Here is an 18,092-nt window from a genome sequence, read left to right as displayed (position 1 = left end):
AGTGCGCTACCCTATCGTCCTGTCCAGCATGCTCAGCCAATTTCGATAAGCGATCTTCTCGATCAGCGCGCGCCCAAAGCCACGTGCGGCGAACGCATCGAGCAGCTTCGGCAGGCCGGTGACATCGCCGATGACCGCGGGGATCATGGCGCCGTCGAAATCCGAGCCCAGGCCGACGCCGTCTTCACCCAGCGCCTGCAGCAGGGAATCGACATGGCGCACCATGATGTCGAGGCTGGTGTCTGAATTCATCCTGCCGTCTTCGCGCAGGAAGCCGGTGGCGAAGTTCAGCCCGACCATGCCGCCGGACTCGCGGATCGCGCCAAGCTGCCATTCGGTGAGATTGCGGGAATGGCCGCAGATCGCATGCACATTGGAATGGGTGGCGACCAGCGGCGCGTCGCTGATGGCAGCGACATCGCGAAAGCCCTTCTCGTTGAGATGCGACAGATCGATCATGATCTTCAATTCATTGCAGGCCTTGACCAGCGCCTTGCCGGCATCTGTCAGGCCGGGCCCGGTGTCGGGCGATGAAGGGAAGCGGAACGGCACGCCGTGGCCGAAGGCGTTGGGGCGGCTCCAGACGATGCCGAGCGAGCGCAGGCCCGCGGCATGCAGCACGTCGAGCATGGTGAGTTCGGGATCGATCGCCTCGACCCCTTCGATGTGGAACACCGCCGCGATCGAGCCCTTTGCCATGGCGTTGCGCACATCACCGGCGCTTCGGCAGACGGTGAGCGCCCCAGCTCGCTCCAGCCGGAACAGGATCGAAGCCATCGCAATGGTCGAGTTGAGCGCGTCGGCGCGCGGAACTTCCGGCGGCAAGGGCTCGGTATCGCTCGGCGCAAGCGGTACAGCGCGCCTGGCCTTTTCCACGGGCGGCGGAAAGATCGCGAACATGCCGCCGGCAAATCCGCCCTTCTTCGCGCGCGGCAGGTCGATATGGCCACCCTGCGTTCCCTCGATGAACAGCCCTTCGACGTTCGTGTCCTTCGAATTGTAGAGCCGGAGCAGCGTGTCGTTGTGGCCGTCGAAGACGGGAACGAGGTCGGGTTCGGTCATAAGGGGATCATTCGGTTCGATTTGTCGGCGCACGGCCTGCGGTATATCATACCTACTTAGGCAAGATGGGCGGCCCGCGCAAATGCCAGATCCATATTGCTGTTTTGACCAGTCGTATCATCAGCATTTTTGCCGCCGACAAATCTCCGCGAACTTACTGTTTCAGCACGTCCGCCCATTCCGGATGGCGGCGAAACTGGGCATTGGCGAAGGGACAAAGCGGGATGATCTTCTTACCCGCCGCCCGCGCATCCTCGACGGCCCGGGTGACGAGGCGAAGCCCCGCCCCCTGGCCGCGAAACGCGTCAGGCACTTCTGTGTGGTCAATGATGATCTGGTGTTCACCGATCTTGGTGAAGGTCATCTCGGCCTCGGCACCGTCGGGTCCGCGTAGCACATAGCGCCCCTTGGAGCCGCGATCCTCGAGTTCAATCTCCGGCAAGTGATCAGGCATGGTTCAGGCTCCTTCAACGGGCGCGCTGGCGAGGAACCGCCGTGCCGCTTCGATTTCGTTTGGCCGCACCTCGTGCCCGCCCTCATGCCACTCCACTGTGACATCGGCGCCGTCGGCACGCAAATAGGCTTCAAGCCGCGTCGTCAGGGTTGGCGGACAGATGGGGTCGCGCTTGCCCGCGGTCAGCAGGACGCGACGGCCAGCGAGACTGCCTTTCACGTCCGGTTCAAACGGGATCAGCGGATGCATCAGCACCGTGGCATCGAACCGCTCCGGCGCGGCAAACACCACCGAGGCCAATATGTTGGCGCCATTGGAGTAGCCCAGGCCAAGCACGGAAGATGGTTTCGCGGCCTCGACATGGGCCTTGATGAAACCGGCCATCTTGTCCGTCGCCCGCGTCAGGTCAGCCATGTCATAGACGCCCTCGCCGGTGCGGCGGAAGAAACGTGCCGCGCCATGTTCAGAAACATCGCCGCGCGGCGAGATGATGGTTGCCTGAGGCGCAAGATCGCGCCCCAGTGACAGAAGCTGGTTCTCGTCGGCTCCCGTGCCGTGGAAGACGAAGAGCAGCGCGCCGCCCGGTAAACCGGGCAGCAGCTTGTGGATGTAAGCGTCCTTGCTCATGACCTGATCCTTAGCCTTCCAGTTTCTGCAGATGCTGTTCCAGATAGGGCCGCAGATGCTGATGCTGCGACGGCAGTTTCAGCGCTTCGCCGAGATGAGCGGTATCCTCGTCGCGGTCGAAGCCTGGCTCGTTGGTGGCGACTTCGAACAGCACGCCACCCGGCGTGCGGAAGTAGATCGCCCAGAAATAATCGCGGTCGATCACCGGCGTCACCTGGTAGCCGGTGTCCATCAGCGCCTTGCGCACCTCGAGCTGCTTGGCGCGGTTCTCGACGGCGAAGGCGACATGGTGGACGGAGCCTGCACCAAGATTGGCGAAGCCGGCGCCCGGCAGCGATTCGATATCGACGACATCGGCGCCATTGCCGTTCTTCACGGCCAGACGCTTGAGGTTGCCGGAGGCGTCGACCTCCTCATAGCCCATGAATTTCAACAGCTCTTCGGTGGCGCCGCCGTCCTTCAGCCGCAGCGACACGGAGTGAAAGCCGCGGATCGCTTCGTCAGCGGGAACTCTGCCCTTCAGCCATGGCGCACGCCGGTCGTTCTTCTCCTCGACCAGAGCGAAGCCATCGCCATCCGGCCCGGCAAACGCGAGCCGCTTCTCACCGAAGGTCTCTTCGCGGGAGAGGCCCGCTACGCCTTCCTCGGCGAAACGCTTTTCCCAATAGGCGAGCGTTCCCTCCGGCACTGAATAGACGGTGGCGCCGACTTCGCCGACGCCATGACGGCCCTTGCCGATGTTGGGGAACGGAAAGTAGGTCATCACCGAACCCGGCGTACCGATCTCGTCGCCATAATAGAGGTGATAGACATCGGGGGCGTCGAAATTGACGGTCTTCTTCACCCGTCGGAGACCGAGCGTGTCGGTGAAGAACGCATTGTTCTGGCGCGCATCGCTGGCCATCGAGGTGACGTGATGCAGGCCCTTGATCTGATCGAGCATTGTCTTGCTCCTTCCCTTGGTGCTTGTGCGGCCCTCGCCGCTGTCCACGCAAATATGAGGGTTGGCCGGTCCCTGGCAAAGACAGCAAACACAGAATGGACTGTGCTGTAAAAGTGAACAATGAACCGTCTTTTGTTCACCGTTCGCGCAATGCGGCTGGCTTGGTTTATTGCTTGTCTGAGGCTTGCCTCGGCGCCGGATTTCGGTTCCATGGGCGCGCCCGGACGAATGGAGGATGCAGCGATTGGCCAGTGGAAGCAGACGCCCGAATGTTCTCCTGATCACCTGCGACCAGTGGCGCGGCGATAGCCTGTCGGCGGCGGGCCACGAGGTGGTCAAGACACCGAATGCCGACGCGCTGGCAGCCGAAGGCGTGCTGTTTCGGCAGCACTATGGGGGGGCGGCACCATGCTCGCCGGCGCGCGCCTGCCTCTATACCGGCCTTTACCAGATGAACAACCGCGTCTGCCGCAACGGCACGCCGCTCGACGTGCGCCATGGCAACATCGCGCTACAGGCGCGCGGCCTCGGCTATGATCCGACGCTGTTCGGCTATACCGACGTGTCGCTTGATCCGCGCACGGTGGCGCCCGGCGACCCGAGGCTGAGAAGCTACGAAGGCGTGCTGCCCGGATTCACCGTCCGCCAGCTTTTGCCGGAACATCAGAAACCGTGGCTGTCCTGGCTCAAGGCGCGCGGTGTCGATACAACAGCGGGTTCCCCCGGCATTCATCGCCCGGTCGAAGAGCGCCATGGGAACAGGACGGACGGTGCGGTCAGCAACGGGCCGCCGGTCTATTCGAAGGACGAGACGCCGGCTGCCTTCATTGCCGGCGAGTTCATCCGCTGGCTTGGCGAACAGGAGCATGATGCGCCATGGTTCGCGCATCTCTCCTTCATCAGCCCGCATCCGCCCTACATCGTACCTGCCCCATACAACACCATGTACGACCCGACCGAAGGACCGGCCTTCCGCCGCGCCGAGAACTGGCAAGCGGAGGCGGAGCGCCATCCCTACCTTGCCTATGATTTGAGCCGGCAGGAGCGGAGCAAGTTCCTTCCCGGCGCATCGGGCAAGGTGCACGACTGGAGCGACCATGATTTCCGCCGCATCCGCGCGATCTATTACGGCATGATCTCGGAGGTCGACGCGCAGCTTGGCCGTATCTGCCAGGCGATCAAGGCGGCGGGCGCCTGGGACGACACCATCGTCGTGCTGACCTCCGACCATGCCGAGATGATGGGCGACCATTTCATGCTGGGCAAGGGCGGCTTCTTCGACGGCAGCTATCATATCCCGCTGATCATCCGCGATCCGCGCCACGACAAGGCAGCCGGCACGAGCGTCGATCGTTTCACCGAGGCTGTCGACATAGTACCGACACTGCTCGACTTGCTCGGCGAGTCCCCGCCAACGCATCTCGACGGGCGCTCACTTAAACCGTTCATGGAAGCCAAGCAACCCCAGGATTGGCGCGACGCCGCGCATTGGGAGTTCGATTTTCGTTCAATTGCCGGCGGCCACGCCGAACGCCATTTCGGCACCACCTCGCGCCAGTGCAACCTCGCCGTCATCCGCACGGAGAAATTCAAATATGTGCACTTCGGCGGCGGGTTGCCGTCGCTTCTGTTCGATCTGGAGACGGATCCGGGCGAGTTGAACGATGTAGCTGGCGATCCGGCCTATCTGTCGGTGCGGCTGGAATTCGCCGAGCGGCTGCTCGCCTGGCGGGCCGAGCATCTCGACCAGTCGCTGGCGCTCGCCGAACTGACGGACGCCGGCGTTGCCGGCAACGTCGCCACCTTGCCGGCTGTCATGGCGTGACATGAAAGGACCCGCGCCGTTGCCGGCGCGGGTCCTTCAATCAAAGTGACCGGTTATTGCATGATCGTCAGTCGCTGCTTGTCGCGGTTTTGCGTGTAGCTGCTCTTGTCATAGGCCGCCTGGGCTTCGAGCTGCTCCTTGGTGAAGGTCGTGTAGAGATACTTCTTGCCGTCCTTGTCGGACATGAACTTCAGATTATCCATGCCAACGGCCACTTCCTTTTCGCCGATGCCCAGGAAGCCACCGACGTCGACGACAACCGCATCGGGCTTGCTGTCGGGCGTCAGCACGACGTCGCCGATCTCGCCTACCTTGGCGTCGTTGGCGCCATAGACGGTCGTGCCCTTCAGATCATCGCCGCGGATTTCACCGATCGGCATTTCCGTCAGGGCTGACTTGTCGATTGCGGCGGTCTGCGTCTGGTCGGGAGCCGTCGCATCAGGCGTGGTCGCGGCGGGCGCCTGGGCTGTCTTGTCGGCCGGAGCCACTGCCGGAACCGAGCTATCGGATGGCACTGCGGCCATCGGGGCGGGAGCTGTGACATCGTTGGAGGCAGTCGTAGCCGGGGCCGGATCATAGGCCTTGCGGTTGAAATCCGGCTGCGCCTGCAGTTCTTCCTTCGTGGTCTGGGCGACCAGCCAACGCTCGCCATTCTTCTCGGCCCACTGGGCCTTGCCGAAATCATAGGCGACGTTCTTGGCCCCCAGGCCAAGGAAACCGCCGACGCCGATGACCAGGGAATCGGCCTTGCCGTCCTTGGCCAGCACGATGTCACTGACGCTGCCGATGTTCTGGGCGTCGTCACTGGTGCCATTGTAGACTTTTTGCCCAACGATGTTTGTGGCGAGATTGCCCTCGGCACGCTTCACGGGCTCGGCAGTGGGGGCTTGCGCGGTATCCGTGCCCGCCACCGGTGCCGTGGTGTCAGTCGACGCGGCGGGTGCGGCCGGCGCCGGAGCATAAGGCTTGGCGTCGAATTCCGCTTGAGCCGTCAATTGCTCCTTGGTCGTCGGCGCGATCAGCCAGCGGTCGCCGTTTTTCTCAGCCCATTGCAGCTTGCTGTAGTCGAACGCGACATTCTTGGCGCCTACGCCAAGGAAGCCTCCAACGCCTATGATCACGGACTGCGCTTTGCCGTCCTTGTCGAACACGACGTCACTGACCTTGCCGATGTTCTCGGCGTTGTCGCCAGTACCGTTGTAGACGCTTTCGCCAATGACGTTGGTGACGAGGCTGCCCTCGGCGCGCTGCACTGCTGCGGCGGGAGCCTGGACTGCGGGCGTCTCGGCGGGTGCCGGCGTTGTGGCCGTCTGCGCATATGCGCCTGTCGCAATCAGCGTGGCGAGCGCAGTCGTGGCTAAAAGGGTGCGGATCATGATAGTCTCTCCTAGTGCGTGATTTCATGCGCGCCGCGTCCGGTTGAACCGTCGCTGGGAAGACCGGACGCGGCATCTTCTACGTGTTCACAACGTCGTGACCACGCTGTTGTTCCGACAAAATCCGGCCGTGACGGTTATGACCTCCACGCCTGGTTGCAGGGGAATTCCCTCCTTGAAATGGCCGCCAGCGGAACCTTTCTCCGCCATGCCCGTTTCAGCCTGTGGCTGGGCTGGTTCCGGCCCGGTTGGGTATTTGAGAATGCGGAGCAGATTATGCGGTTTGCGGCGGTGCTGAACCAGGACGGTGGCACCTTGCGCTCGACCGACCTCGCCGGTTTCTCCCAGCGCATGCGCCAGACCCTTGAAGCAGCCGGTCACTCCGTCGATCTCGATGTCGTCGCCGGCAAGGATGTTGTGGCGGCGCTGGACAGTGCGGCGTCGCGGCGTGGGATCGATGTTGTGCTGGCCGGTGGAGGCGACGGCACCATTTCGGCGGCGGCGGCCAGGCTGATGGGCAGGAACAAGGCGTTGGCGATTTTGCCGGCAGGCACCATGAACCTGTTCGCGCGCGGGCTCGGCATTCCCCAGACGCTCGATGCCGCGCTGGAATCCTTTGTCGACGCCGACGTGGCGGCAGTGGATATCGCTACCGCGAACGGTCGTCCGTTCGTGCATCAGTTCTCGATCGGCATGCATGCCAAGATGGTGCAGCGTCGCCAGAAACTGGAGTTCGGTTCGCGTCTGGGAAAGATAAGAGCCTCGGCACAGGCTGCCTGGGCAACGATCAACAACCCGCAGGCAATAAAGGTGACGCTGACGGTCGGCGAAGTCGAGATCGTCACACGGACCACCGCCATCGGCATTACCAACAATCTGTTTGGGGAAGGCCACCTGCCCTACGCGGACGATCCTGCGGGCGGCGTGCTTGGCATCTATGTCACGGTGGCCGAGCAGCGCCGCCATCTGCTCAAGTTCTTCTTCAACATGGCGCGCGGCAAATGGCGCGATAACGAACATGTCGAGATTCACCAGGCCGAGCGGGTGGTGGTGAAAGTGCATTCGCCAGCGAAGAAATACCGGGCGGTGGTCGATGGCGAACTGGTCAGGCTTGATCAGGAAACGACGATCAAAATCCACCCTGGCGCACTCAATGTGCTGGTGCCAGCACGAAATGCTCAAGCTGAGGCCGCATGATGCGATCCGGTTCCGTGGGACCCCTAGCTTTGGGGGATGCTATTTTGCTGGGTCGCCGGCGACTTGATCACCTCGCCATAGATTTCGGCCGCGCCCCACGCGATAAAGGCCAGGAGCAGCGCCGCAATGAGGATGCGAAAGCCATGCCACCCCCAGCGCCCCTGACGGGCTTTGTCTTCAGGGATGATTTTGGTCATGTTTGGCCTCATAGCTTGGCGCCGGCAGGCGTGTTCGAAAAAACATGTTCGGGTAACAGTTCCCCGCTACGAAGGTTCCATGCTTGGGGTACGACCTCTCGCCGGCCAGCAGGGGCAACAAAGAACGACCGCAAGACGGGGCATCGGGGATCTGGTGGACAATACGATTGAAGGCGCGCCGGGCCTGCCGGCCGAGGTCTTTCGCGCGGTAAGTGACAGGGATCGGCTGTCCGTGCTGCACGGGCTGGAGATGCTGGACACGGCGGCCGACCCTGATTTTGACCGCATCAGCAATCTCGCGGCGTCGGTGATGCAGGCACCGATCGCGCTTGTCACGCTGCTCGATCTGGACCGGCAATGGTTCAAGTCCTGCGTCGGGATCGACGAGACCGAAACGACGACCGACATATCTTTCTGTGCCCATGCAATCGCCGCGGGCGATGAACCGCTGGTGGTTCCCGACGCCACGCTCGACCCACGTTTCATGACCAATCCACTGGTGACCGGCAAGCACCACGTCCGTTTCTATGCCGGGGCACCGATGGTGGTAGCGGGCGCGCGCATCGGCACGCTATGCGTACTCGACCGAAAGCCGCACGCGTTCCCGTCGGCCGCCAAGCTCGCTCAATTGAAGGCGCTGGCCGGCCTCGCCGCCAGCCTGTTTACGTTGAAGGACGCGACCCGCAGCGGCGCCATCGCCGAGGCAGCACTGGTGCGCGAGGAAAAGCGACGTGCCATCGCGCTCGACGCGGCTTCGCTGGCCAGTTGGGCCTGGGATATCCGCGCCGACATGATTGAATGCGATGTCTTGATGTCGGAACTGTTCAACCTGCCGCGTTCGACCCGGTTGCGGGCACGCGAGATCCTGACCGCCATCGATCCGCGCGACGTCTATCAGACGGAAACCCGCTTCCGCGACGCACTGACCGGCAGCGACGACTATTTCGGCGAATACCGGGTGAAAGGCTTCCATCCGCCGCGCTGGCTCGCGACGCGCGGGCGTGTCATCGAACGCGACGGCGACGGCAAGCCGACGCTGATCTTCGGCGTCAACTACGATATCACCGAGCGCAAGCTCGGAGACGAACGGCAGCGGCTTTTGCTGCGCGAGCTCAATCACCGCGTCAAGAACACGCTGGCGACAGTCCAGGCGCTGGCAACGCAGACGGTCCGGCACGCTCGCCAGCCGAGCGAATTTCTCGAGGCCTTCGGCGCCCGGCTGCAGGCGCTTGGCGTTGCCCATAGTCTTTTGTCGGATCGCGAGTGGCGCGGCATCGGCATCCGCGAACTCGTGCAGATCGAAGTGAAGCCATTTGACAACGCCGCGCAGCCACGCATGAAGATCTCCGGCGCCGACCTGTTGCTGTCACCCGACCAGGCTGTCGGACTTGGCCTGATCCTGCATGAACTGGCCAGCAACGCGCTGCAATACGGGTCGCTTTCCGTGGCGACCGGCAAGGTGGATCTCGACTGGAAGACGCAAGGCAAGAAGGGCAACCGGCGCCTTGTGCTGACCTGGCGCGAAAGCGGCGGTCCTGAAGTTGCTCCCCCGGCACGCCACGGCTTCGGTTCGATCCTGATCCGTCGCAGCCTGGCCAAGGTCATCTCCAGCGAGGTGACACATGAATTCAGGCCAGAGGGCGTCTATGCCGAGATATCCATGCCGCTGGAAGATTTGTCGAAATAGCCCGCGCTATCTCGTGTCGCCATCATGGTCATCCGCGCCACGCTTCACGTTTTCACGGTAGATGGCGTAGGCGGCAAGTGCCACCGCCGGGCCGAGAATGACGCCCAGACCGCCCTTCCCCTTGAGCAGCGTCGGCAACACGGCTAGCGCCGCTGTAATGCCGATCGCCTTCAAGTCGGCGTCGCGCCGTTTCGCCCGGCGCCGGGCGCGCGTGCCGGAAGCTAGCTGATAGATGAGCAATATGAGCCCGGCGATGACCAGAAAGCCGGCCCCAAAACCCAGCGAGGCGGCCATCGATCCGTAGCGGCTCGCCGTCCAGATATAGGCCGCTCCGACCAGGAACCCGATGCCGCAGAGTGCCACCAGGGCGGCAACGGCATAGACGATCGCCGCGGTGCGTGCGCGGCGTATGGCGGCCACGGTTTCGCCGGAGGCGAAACCCGAAATAAGCGATGCCAGCATTCCCACGGGAATTAGCGCCGGGCGAGAAGCGCGAACAGGAATCCGACGCCGGCCGCGATCGCCAGCGACGTCACCGGCTTTTCACGCACGCTCGCCAAGAGTTGCGCCTCGACATCCCTGGCGTTGCTGCGCAAATTATCGAATGCCGCCTCGCCCTGGGCACGCAATTGCTCGACACCTTCCGTCGCCGCGCGTCGGGCTGTCCCATAGCCATGCTCGCCGGTCTTGGCCAACTGCCTGGTCAGTTTCTCGATATCGGCCTTGAGCTGCTTGATGTCGGCTTCAAGGTCTGGATTCGTCCGGCTTTCATTAGCGGTTTTCCCAGTGGCGGTTGCCATTGCTTAACTCCTTGCGTTTGCTTGATTTCAAACGTTCGATGGACACCAAGGTTCCGAACCGGCGGCCCCTGGCCCCTGAAATCATATTGGTCCGATGAAAGGTTGTTTCCGCGATCGAGTCCAGCCGCGATTTGGCTTCAGGTTAACATGGGCCCTTCAGATCAACGGCCGACGACCCTCGCTCAATCCCTCCCAATTGGCGAGTTCCTTGAGCCCTTCATTGTCGACAACCTCGCAGCCGCCGTCGCGCCAGACGATCAGTTTTCGGTCCATCAGCTTGCGGATCGTCTTGTTGGTGTGAACCAGGGAGAGGCCGAGCGTATCGGCTATGTGCTGCTGCGTGATGGGAATCTGGACGGAATGCTTGCCATTCAGCCCGACCACTTTCGCGCGACTGCCTATGAAGGCGATCAGGTAGGCGGCACGCTCGATGGCGCTGCGACGACCGACGCTGAGCAGGTTTTCGTCCAGCATCCGCTCCTCCCGCGACGCGATCCAGGTGATGTCATAGGCGAGGCCGGGGTGATTGCGGTAGAGTTCGTGCAGGGACTCGCGCTCGAAGACGCACAGCAGCATCGGCGACAGAGCCTCGACGGAATGCTGCATCTCGCCCATCACGCTGCCTTGCAGGCCGATGAGATCGCCCGGCATCAGATAGTTGAGGATCTGCCGGCGGCCATCCGACAACAGCTTGTAGCGAAAGGCCCAGCCCGAAAGCACTGTATAAAGGTGGGCGCTGTGGCTGCCCTCGACCAGCACCGTGGCGCCCTTGTCGACGGCAAGCTCACCCTTCTTGAACTTGCTGATGAAGACGAGTTCCTGCTTTTCGAACTCACGGAACACCGGTAGCGGTCGAAGCGGACAGTTCTCGCAAGGATATTGGCGGCTGGAGAAAGAACGACCGTTCTGGCCCGACATTTTCGACCCCTCTTCGAAAGCGTTGCCCCTCTTCGAGAGAGTCGGTTCCAAACGCATTTCGGGGGATCGAGGTTCCATCATCTGCGCCCGGCATGTCTTTTTTAAATGACACGATGCCAAATAACGATCATGACTCCGTGGTTTCAAGGAGACATTGCTACGTGCCACCATTGCTTGACGGACTGCGAATTCTGGTCTTGGAGGATGAATTCCTGATCGCCATGGATGTCGAGCAGCTGTGCCGCGATTATGGCGCTGGCGAGGTGGTTATCGCCCGCGATCTGGCGGAGGTCGATCAACAGAATGTCGCCGGGCACTTCGACGCCGCCATCGTCGATCTGATGCTTGGCGGAGCCTCAACGCTCGATTTCGCCTCGGGATTGCGTGAAACCGGCCTGCCCTTCGTCTTCGCCTCGGGTTATTCGGACGTCGACGAGATCAAGGCGTCCTTTCCCGGCATCAGGCTGGTCACCAAGCCCTATTCGGGAGAGGACCTTGTCGAGGCCGTGGCGGCCGCCTGCGGCCGGACGCCCGCCAACTGACAACCGACATATCTTGATTGCTGAGCGGCGCGATCACGATCCCGCCTGCTCCGTCACGCCTCAGCTTCCCGGCGTGCCCATCACCTGGGCCGAGATCGCATCGGGGCCGTACTCGTCCTCGCCGGAAATCTTTAGAATTTCCTGCAGCCGCGTGCGGGCCCGGCTGACGCGGCTCTTGATTGTTCCGACCGCGCATCCGCAAATCTCGGCGGCTTCCTCATAGGAGAAGCCCGACGCGCCGATGAGGATGATGGCTTCGCGCTGGTCCTCGGGCAATTGTTCGAGCGCGCCGCGAAAATCCTTCAGGTCGAGCTGACCGTGCTGGGCCGGATGAACGGCAAGCCTTGCCGTCATGATGCCATCGCTATCCTGCACTTCGCGGCCGCGCTTGCGCATCTGCGAATAGAATTCGTTGCGCAGGATGGTGAACAGCCAAGCCTTGAGATTGGTGCCCGGCTGGAAACTCTCGTGCTTGTCCCACGCCTTGACCAGCGTCTCCTGCACCAGATCGTCGGCCTTGTCGGCATTCTGCGTCAGCGACACCGCAAAGGCGCGCAGGCTCGGGATCGACCCGAGCAGATCGGTCTTGAAGCCCTGAGAGACGGCGGCCATGCCTCAGTCCTTCTTCTGTGCGGGTTCGGCCTGTTCCAGCTGGCTGAGCAACTGGGCGAAGCGATCCGGCACATCGTCGGAGACCAGCTCATCATAATACTGCTTGAGTTTGCGACCAATTTCCGAGTTCGGCCCAAGCGGGTCGCCGGAACCATCCCGGCGCCTTTCGACGACGCCAGCCATTACATGTTTCATCATATCCTTCATTTCGCCCTTTATTCCCCCAGCTACCAGGCCGCCATACTACACAACACAAGGCAAGCGGCACCCTCGTCTGGTCGCCCATCCCGGCTTCAAACGCCTTCCCCGCACATTAGTTCCACAGCGTCCGGAACTTTTTCCGAAACGCCGCGTTTGTTTCACCGGGGCTTGCAATCAGCTTGACCTGCAAACTATGCAACCACGTCATCTGAGGGAGACGTTCATTATGAGTTTATCCGCAACCATCGCTCCGCACCTGCCGTTCCTGCGCCGCTTTTCGCGGGCAGTCTCCGGATCGCAGGAGAGTGGCGACGCGCTGGTCGCCGCGATGCTTGAAGCCCTCATCGACGATGTCGACATCTTCCCGGAAGCGTCGAACGACCGCATCGCCCTCTACAAGATATTCGCCAAGCTCTTCACCTCCGTCGCCATTCGCGTGCCGCAAGAGCATGCCCAGTCGGCCTGGGAGCAGCGTGCCGCCGCCAACCTGAATGCCCTCGCCCCCCGCCCCCGCCAGGCTTTCCTGCTGGTCGCGGTCGAAGGCTTCACCGAAGACGAAGCGGCGGAGATTCTCGATGTCGGCGACGCCGAATTCTCGGAACTTCTGGCTCAGGCGAGCAACGAGATTTCCCGCCAGGTGGCGACCGATGTGCTGATCATCGAGGACGAGCCGCTAATCGCCATGGACATAGAGGAGATGGTCGAAAGTCTTGGCCATCGCGTCGTCGGAACGGCGCGCACCCATGCCGAGGCGGTGACGCTGTTCGGCAAGACACGACCGAAGATGATTCTTGCCGACATCCAGCTTGCCGACGGCAGCTCTGGCATCGAGGCAGTCAACGAGATCCTCTCGTCCACCTCGGTACCGGTGATCTTCATCACCGCTTTCCCCGAACGCTTGCTGACTGGCGAGCGGCCGGAACCGGCGTTCCTGGTCACCAAGCCGTTCAACCCGGACATGGTCAAGGCCCTGATCAGCCAGGCGCTATTCTTCGACCGGCAGGCGAAGGCCGCGGCATAGCCTTCCTGTCTCGAAATGCATGAAACGGGCCGTTCGATGCGCTGCATCGGGCGGCCTTCTTCATGACTGGACAGCATCGCCGAGAATTTTCCCGCGCATCAGGCTTCTTGAGCGATTTGCAGGCTCGTCTTTTTCGGCCAATGGTGGAACAAACGGCGGCGAACCACGTTTTTACCACACCATTTGAAGGAGATGGATCATGCTCTACTGGGCGCTTGTTTTTCTTGTCGTCGCGATCATCGCGGGCGCGCTCGGGTTCGGCGGCATTGCGGGAACGTCGGCTGGCATCGCGCAAATCCTGTTCTTCATATTTCTCGCTTTCCTGGTCATTTCGCTTCTCGCGGGCCTGTTCAAGCGCGCGTGACGATCAGGCGGACAATCGAGCGAACACTGGAAGCCGCACCCCTCAAACGGTTTCCAGCCACCGCCGGGCGATATCCTTCACAGGACGTCGCTCGGCGGACCGCTTTTAGGGGATCGGAACCGACTCCTTTTTGGGAACCCATTTGTCAGTGAGCCGTTCAACTGAACTGGGTGGACATATTGACCGATGCGTTCCAAGGCCGGAGACATTAAAGAGGGTAGGCAGAGCGATGAGATCATCGCCTTGCATCCCGCCGAAAGTGGAATGCAGCTCGGCCGGGCTCTCCTGCATGCGCTGCACAATGCCGGCATTTCCGTACTTTATCAGGATCGCGAGTTGAAGACGGTATGGGCGCGCAACATGCGCGCGCCATGGGCTGACAGCGCCGACAGCAACGGCATCCTGCCGCTGGCCCAGGCAGAGCGCATCGACGCAACCAAACGCAACGTCATGGCGTCAGGAAACGCGGAGCGTCTTGAACTCAGCGTTCCCGCCGAAGACGGCGTTCGCTGGTTCCAGGTATGGATAGACGCGGATCGTGGCGACAGTGGCATCGTGCAGGGCGTTGTCACCACAATGGTCGAAACGACCGAGCAGAAGCGTCGCGAACAGACTCTGAAGACGCTGTTGCGTGAAGTCAGCCATCGCTCGAAAAATCTCCTGGCCATCATCCAGAGCATCGCCACCCAGACCGGCCGCTACTCCGACACCATCAGCGATTTCCTGACGCGCTTTCGCGGCCGGCTGCAATCACTCGCGTCGTCCCAGGATCTGGTGACATCCTCCAACTGGCGCGGGGCGGCTCTTCGCGAACTGGTGTCCGGCCAGGTCGGCCGCTACGGAGCTGATCCCGTGCGCAGCCTGCGTTTCCAGGGCGTCAATCCATATCTCAATCCCAATGCGGCCCTGCATATCGGCTTGGCAATGCATGAGCTCGCCGTCAATTCTGTCAGCTATGGCGCCCTGTCGCGGCCGGGCGGCTTTGTCGAGGTGACCGCCAATCTCATGGCCGCTTCCGCCGGTGAAGCCGCCCTCTCGTTGACGTGGGCCGAGGCGATCGGGGCCAATGACAATCAGCGCAGCGAGAAACGCTTTGGCAGCGTCGCCCTCGAGCGGGTCGTGCCGGCATCGCTGAATGGCACGGCAACGCTTGAAATCACGGCTGGCCGCCTCGAATACCGCCTCGTCGTACCCCACGGCAATTTCGAGACCGACTGATCTGGCAGCATGGCTGGAAACCCAGGCATCATGCAAACCTTAACCGGCTATTTACCATAACATCCCACACTGTATTTCCCAGATATCGCTGGAACCTGCCGATCGTCTGGACGTTCCGGTTCGCAGCGCGGGAGGAATGATTTTGATGGTCGCCGACATGAACAGACTGGAACAGGCCGCCCGCGTTTCGATGGGCGAGTTTCAGGATCCTGAGTCACCCGCCTCACCCGCGCCACGAACCTCCCACCTCGCTCTCCGTCTCGCCGCATTTGCACTGATCACGGCAATCCTGTTGGTGGCAGCCTTCCAACTGTTCTGATGGCGCCCGCCGAGCGGCGCCGTGCCTTGGCGGCAATGCTTGGTCTTGAGCGCCCGTCGCTTGGTCTTGAGCGCCCGTCCAATTATTCGTTGACCAACCTGCCATCGCAGGAACTTTGGCGAATGTGAGTCGTTATTGTGGCGAGAGGACATGTCGCCATGGAACACATCGCCGCCTTGCTGCTCGTTATTGGCTGTTCAAGCAATATGACCGAGTGCCGTGAATTGTCCGTTCCGGTGAGCGTGTTCGAGACAGCGGCGGAATGCACGGCGGAACGCCCGTTCGCCTTGGGTGATGTTCAAGGTCAGGCTGAACACATCGTTGCCAAGTGTCTTCCTGTCGATCCGGCTCTGGAAGATGATTACAACAAGATAGCCTGGAACGTGCGTCCAGACGGGACACTTGATGCTTCCCTGGAGATTTCCGACCTCCTGCTAGCATCCAGTGGCGCGCGCTCCCAGAAAGACTATCTTAGCCAACAATAAAATCGAGCGGGCAGAGACCGTTATTTCATGATAAATGGCGGTTGGAGATTATTGAAGTGAGGACACAAGTGAGGAGTGAATCTATGCGGAGCATGATTATTGCGATGGTTGCGCTGGCTGCCCTCAGCGGCTGCACCAGCACCGAGCAGGACGTGGTTGGCGGTGGCCTGATTGGCGCCGGTGTCGGCGGCTTGCTCGGCGGTGGCAAGGGTGCGATTATCGGCGCAGCGGTCGGTGTCGGCTCCGGCTTGCTGGTGCGCAATCTGCGCAATGGCTATTGCCAGTATCGCGATCGTCACGGCCGGATATACACGGCTCGGTGTCATCGTCATCACTAATGCATGTCGCCCAAAAGTGACCCTAAAGCGCGTCGCATGAATCCGTTTCGACGCGACGCGCTTTAGACTGAACGTCAAATGCGGAGACCGGCAAACCGGTCTCCGCATTTTCGCGCCCAAAGCTGCATGCTATCGCGGTTGATGGCGTCCCGCCTCAACCCGAGAGCGGGATCCTGATTTCCACGTTCAATCCATCAGCGCGAAAATCACGGTTGATCGTGCCGCGCAACTCGCGTGTTACGTTGAGGTCGATCAGCTTGGTGCCAAAACCGGTTTTGGTCGGTGTTTCCAATTTCTTCTGCCCGGATTCCCGCCAGTTGAGGGCCAGCGTCCTGTCACGCGCATACCCTTCGAGCGACCAGTCGACTTTCAGCGCGCCTACGGAATTGCCGGCCTCGCCATATTTCAGCGCATTCGTCGCCAGTTCGTGAAAGGTCAGGCCGAGCGCCTGCGTTGTCGTCTCGTCGAGAAGCACCTCCGGCCCAGCCAGAAGTCCCTCGGGAAGCTCCTTGCCGAACACCTGGCCAAGCTCGATGCGCAGGAGATCGCCGAGATCGGCCTTCTGCCACCGTGAACGCGTCAGCATGTCCTGCGAAGCGGCCATCGCCTGCAGCCGGGCAGAGAAGGACGATGAGAATTCGTTGACGTCAGTGGCGCGCGACGCCGTCTGGCGCGCGATCGCCAGAACCCGTGTGATCGAATTCTTGATGCGATGCTTCATCTCCTGCAGCATCAAGTCCTTTTCCAGCAGGCTCTTTTCGGTCGTTTCGTGCAGAAGCGACACCGCGTCATAGGCCCGCTCCTGATAGCGTGCCACCAGGGCGATAGCGCCCGCCAGCAACAGCCCTAACAATCCAAGCATCACAGGAATGGCGCGCGAGGAAGGTTGCGAAAAGGCGCTTGTCGGCCGGAACTGGACAGTCCATGGCCGGCCGGCCACCATGATCTTGCGAGTGACCAGAAGCCTGTCCCCGAACATGGAGACAGGCGGCGTTTCCGACCGGAACAAAAGATTGTCGGCTTTCACCGTGCCATCATAGATCTCGGTACTGACCGGCAGCAGCGGCACCCGGCTGAGCGCGACCTGGAACAGGTCCTCAGCGCGAAAGGCGGCATAAAGAAAACCGGCCGTCGAGGACCTGGACGCGTTGATGACGTCCGGCGCCGTTTCGACATTGAGCCGCACAAAGACCAAGAAGCCGGTGAAAAGCTGCGTGGCGCCGGTGCCCTGGCCAAGCTGCAGGAGACCGCTCGCGTGCTGCTGATCGTCGGCCATGGCCTTTTCGATCGTCTCGCGCCGCGCCGGTTCGGTGAACATGTCGTAGCCGATGCTGGACTGGTTGGAAGGATCCAGTGGCTCGAACAGGACGATGGGCGCGCGCCAGGGCAAGGTCGTATCCGGATACACCGCATGGGCCACACCCTGGTCGCGCAGGATATCGCGTTCAACCGCGGCCTCGTCACCCGCCTTCACCAGCCTGAGAAAGCCGATGCCGCGCAGGCCGGCGAAATTGTTGTCGACATCGAGCGCCTTGAAGAAGGCCTTGAATTCGTTCTGTGAAATGTCGCCATTGCGGGCGTCGAACAGCGCCTGGGTCGAGCGCAGCAAGGAGAGATGCAGGTCGATGCGGCTTTCAATCCGGTTGAGCGCATCGTCGGCCGCCGCCTCGAACTTGATGCGCGCCGCTTCCTGCGTGGCGAAGTAGGCGAACCCCGCCATAGTCAGGCTGATCAGTGCGACGGCGATGAAGGCAACGATCGGGAAGAACTTCTTCAATGGATAATGCGGCCCGTGAGCGGTTCACCACCTTTATGGTCAAGTCCCCGCACCAACACAATGCCGGGGCCAAACCATCGGCATCACTGGCATATCACATGATTGGCAAATAGCCGGCTGCCGATGAGT

General features: G+C 61.7%; 22 protein-coding genes. 10 read left to right on the top strand and 12 right to left on the bottom strand.

The window, feature by feature from the left end:
- Window positions 1-6: 6 nt before the first annotated feature.
- From LGH82_RS23110 to LGH82_RS23095, 4 genes are all read right to left on the bottom strand, one after another.
- Window positions 7-1,062 carry a dipeptidase gene (locus tag LGH82_RS23110; RefSeq protein ID WP_227344963.1) on the bottom strand — a complete coding sequence of 352 codons (1,056 nt, stop codon included), beginning with the start codon at window positions 1,060-1,062 and terminating at the stop codon, window positions 7-9.
- Window positions 1,063-1,216: 154 nt separating this feature from the next.
- On the bottom strand, window positions 1,217-1,516 hold the full coding sequence (locus tag LGH82_RS23105) for a GNAT family N-acetyltransferase (protein WP_227344962.1): 300 nt from the start codon (window positions 1,514-1,516) through the stop codon (window positions 1,217-1,219).
- Window positions 1,517-1,519: 3 nt separating this feature from the next.
- Window positions 1,520-2,143, bottom strand: coding sequence for an alpha/beta hydrolase (locus LGH82_RS23100; RefSeq protein ID WP_227344961.1), 624 nt, complete (start codon window positions 2,141-2,143; stop codon window positions 1,520-1,522).
- A gap of 10 nt (window positions 2,144-2,153) precedes the next feature.
- Window positions 2,154-3,086, bottom strand: a complete 933-nt coding sequence (locus LGH82_RS23095; protein ID WP_227344960.1) for a VOC family protein — start codon at window positions 3,084-3,086, stop codon at window positions 2,154-2,156.
- A gap of 235 nt (window positions 3,087-3,321) precedes the next feature.
- Here LGH82_RS23095 and LGH82_RS23090 point away from each other — a divergent pair, with 235 nt between their 5' ends.
- Window positions 3,322-4,911 (top strand): alkaline phosphatase family protein, encoded by a 1,590-nt coding sequence (locus LGH82_RS23090; protein WP_413771387.1) that lies wholly within the window; start codon window positions 3,322-3,324, stop codon window positions 4,909-4,911.
- 53 nt (window positions 4,912-4,964) lie between these two features.
- Here LGH82_RS23090 and LGH82_RS23085 read toward each other — a convergent pair whose 3' ends face one another.
- On the bottom strand, window positions 4,965-6,287 hold the full coding sequence (locus LGH82_RS23085; RefSeq protein ID WP_227344958.1) for a PRC-barrel domain-containing protein: 1,323 nt from the start codon (window positions 6,285-6,287) through the stop codon (window positions 4,965-4,967).
- 276 nt (window positions 6,288-6,563) lie between these two features.
- Between LGH82_RS23085 and LGH82_RS23080 the strand changes: the two genes are divergently transcribed.
- Window positions 6,564-7,484 (top strand): diacylglycerol/lipid kinase family protein, encoded by a 921-nt coding sequence (locus tag LGH82_RS23080; RefSeq protein ID WP_227344957.1) that lies wholly within the window; start codon window positions 6,564-6,566, stop codon window positions 7,482-7,484.
- A gap of 23 nt (window positions 7,485-7,507) precedes the next feature.
- Here LGH82_RS23080 and LGH82_RS23075 read toward each other — a convergent pair whose 3' ends face one another.
- A complete protein-coding gene (locus tag LGH82_RS23075) occupies window positions 7,508-7,681 on the bottom strand; it encodes a hypothetical protein (RefSeq protein ID WP_227344956.1) in 174 nt (57 codons plus the stop codon).
- A 154-nt stretch (window positions 7,682-7,835) separates the two neighbouring features.
- On the opposite strand from LGH82_RS23075, the gene LGH82_RS23070 reads away from it, so the two are divergent.
- A complete protein-coding gene (locus LGH82_RS23070; protein ID WP_227344955.1) occupies window positions 7,836-9,368 on the top strand; it encodes a sensor histidine kinase in 1,533 nt (510 codons plus the stop codon).
- A 6-nt stretch (window positions 9,369-9,374) separates the two neighbouring features.
- On the opposite strand, the gene LGH82_RS23065 is transcribed toward LGH82_RS23070, so the two are convergent.
- From LGH82_RS23065 to LGH82_RS23055, 3 genes are all read right to left on the bottom strand, one after another.
- A complete protein-coding gene (locus tag LGH82_RS23065; protein ID WP_227344954.1) occupies window positions 9,375-9,836 on the bottom strand; it encodes a hypothetical protein in 462 nt (153 codons plus the stop codon).
- Between the two features lie 5 nt (window positions 9,837-9,841).
- Window positions 9,842-10,168, bottom strand: coding sequence for a DUF883 family protein (locus LGH82_RS23060; protein WP_227344953.1), 327 nt, complete (start codon window positions 10,166-10,168; stop codon window positions 9,842-9,844).
- A gap of 156 nt (window positions 10,169-10,324) precedes the next feature.
- Complete coding sequence (locus tag LGH82_RS23055) at window positions 10,325-11,086, bottom strand: Crp/Fnr family transcriptional regulator (RefSeq protein ID WP_227344952.1); 762 nt, start codon at window positions 11,084-11,086, stop codon at window positions 10,325-10,327.
- 161 nt (window positions 11,087-11,247) lie between these two features.
- On the opposite strand from LGH82_RS23055, the gene LGH82_RS23050 reads away from it, so the two are divergent.
- A complete protein-coding gene (locus LGH82_RS23050; protein WP_227344951.1) occupies window positions 11,248-11,628 on the top strand; it encodes a response regulator in 381 nt (126 codons plus the stop codon).
- A 60-nt stretch (window positions 11,629-11,688) separates the two neighbouring features.
- On the opposite strand, the gene LGH82_RS23045 is transcribed toward LGH82_RS23050, so the two are convergent.
- Both LGH82_RS23045 and LGH82_RS23040 read right to left on the bottom strand, forming a co-directional pair.
- Entirely contained in the window at window positions 11,689-12,240 is a 552-nt protein-coding gene (locus tag LGH82_RS23045) for a sigma-70 family RNA polymerase sigma factor (protein ID WP_227344950.1), read from the bottom strand.
- A gap of 3 nt (window positions 12,241-12,243) precedes the next feature.
- Window positions 12,244-12,447: a NepR family anti-sigma factor gene (locus LGH82_RS23040; RefSeq protein ID WP_227344949.1), complete on the bottom strand. Its 204-nt coding sequence runs from the start codon at window positions 12,445-12,447 to the stop codon at window positions 12,244-12,246.
- Window positions 12,448-12,667: 220 nt separating this feature from the next.
- Here LGH82_RS23040 and LGH82_RS23035 point away from each other — a divergent pair, with 220 nt between their 5' ends.
- The 6 genes from LGH82_RS23035 to LGH82_RS23010 all read left to right on the top strand — a co-directional run bounded on the left by LGH82_RS23035 (window position 12,668) and on the right by LGH82_RS23010 (window position 16,186).
- On the top strand, window positions 12,668-13,462 hold the full coding sequence (locus LGH82_RS23035; RefSeq protein ID WP_227344948.1) for a response regulator: 795 nt from the start codon (window positions 12,668-12,670) through the stop codon (window positions 13,460-13,462).
- 199 nt (window positions 13,463-13,661) lie between these two features.
- A complete protein-coding gene (locus LGH82_RS23030; protein ID WP_027031438.1) occupies window positions 13,662-13,826 on the top strand; it encodes a DUF1328 domain-containing protein in 165 nt (54 codons plus the stop codon).
- A gap of 186 nt (window positions 13,827-14,012) precedes the next feature.
- Window positions 14,013-15,044 (top strand): sensor histidine kinase, encoded by a 1,032-nt coding sequence (locus LGH82_RS23025; RefSeq protein ID WP_227344947.1) that lies wholly within the window; start codon window positions 14,013-14,015, stop codon window positions 15,042-15,044.
- 145 nt (window positions 15,045-15,189) lie between these two features.
- On the top strand, window positions 15,190-15,363 hold the full coding sequence (locus LGH82_RS23020; RefSeq protein WP_227344946.1) for a hypothetical protein: 174 nt from the start codon (window positions 15,190-15,192) through the stop codon (window positions 15,361-15,363).
- Window positions 15,364-15,521: 158 nt separating this feature from the next.
- Window positions 15,522-15,848: a hypothetical protein gene (locus LGH82_RS23015; RefSeq protein ID WP_227344945.1), complete on the top strand. Its 327-nt coding sequence runs from the start codon at window positions 15,522-15,524 to the stop codon at window positions 15,846-15,848.
- A gap of 83 nt (window positions 15,849-15,931) precedes the next feature.
- Entirely contained in the window at window positions 15,932-16,186 is a 255-nt protein-coding gene (locus LGH82_RS23010; RefSeq protein ID WP_227344944.1) for a hypothetical protein, read from the top strand.
- Between the two features lie 154 nt (window positions 16,187-16,340).
- Here the strand turns inward: LGH82_RS23010 and LGH82_RS23005 are convergent, their stop codons facing one another.
- Window positions 16,341-17,963: a CHASE domain-containing protein gene (locus tag LGH82_RS23005; RefSeq protein ID WP_227344943.1), complete on the bottom strand. Its 1,623-nt coding sequence runs from the start codon at window positions 17,961-17,963 to the stop codon at window positions 16,341-16,343.
- Between the last annotated feature and the right edge of the window lie 129 nt (window positions 17,964-18,092).

The sequence above is a fragment of the Mesorhizobium sp. PAMC28654 genome (assembly GCF_020616515.1).
Lineage (GTDB): Bacteria > Pseudomonadota > Alphaproteobacteria > Rhizobiales > Rhizobiaceae > Mesorhizobium.
The sequence above is the reverse complement of the archived record's forward strand: the minus strand, read 5'-3'. Positions and strand labels throughout refer to the sequence as shown.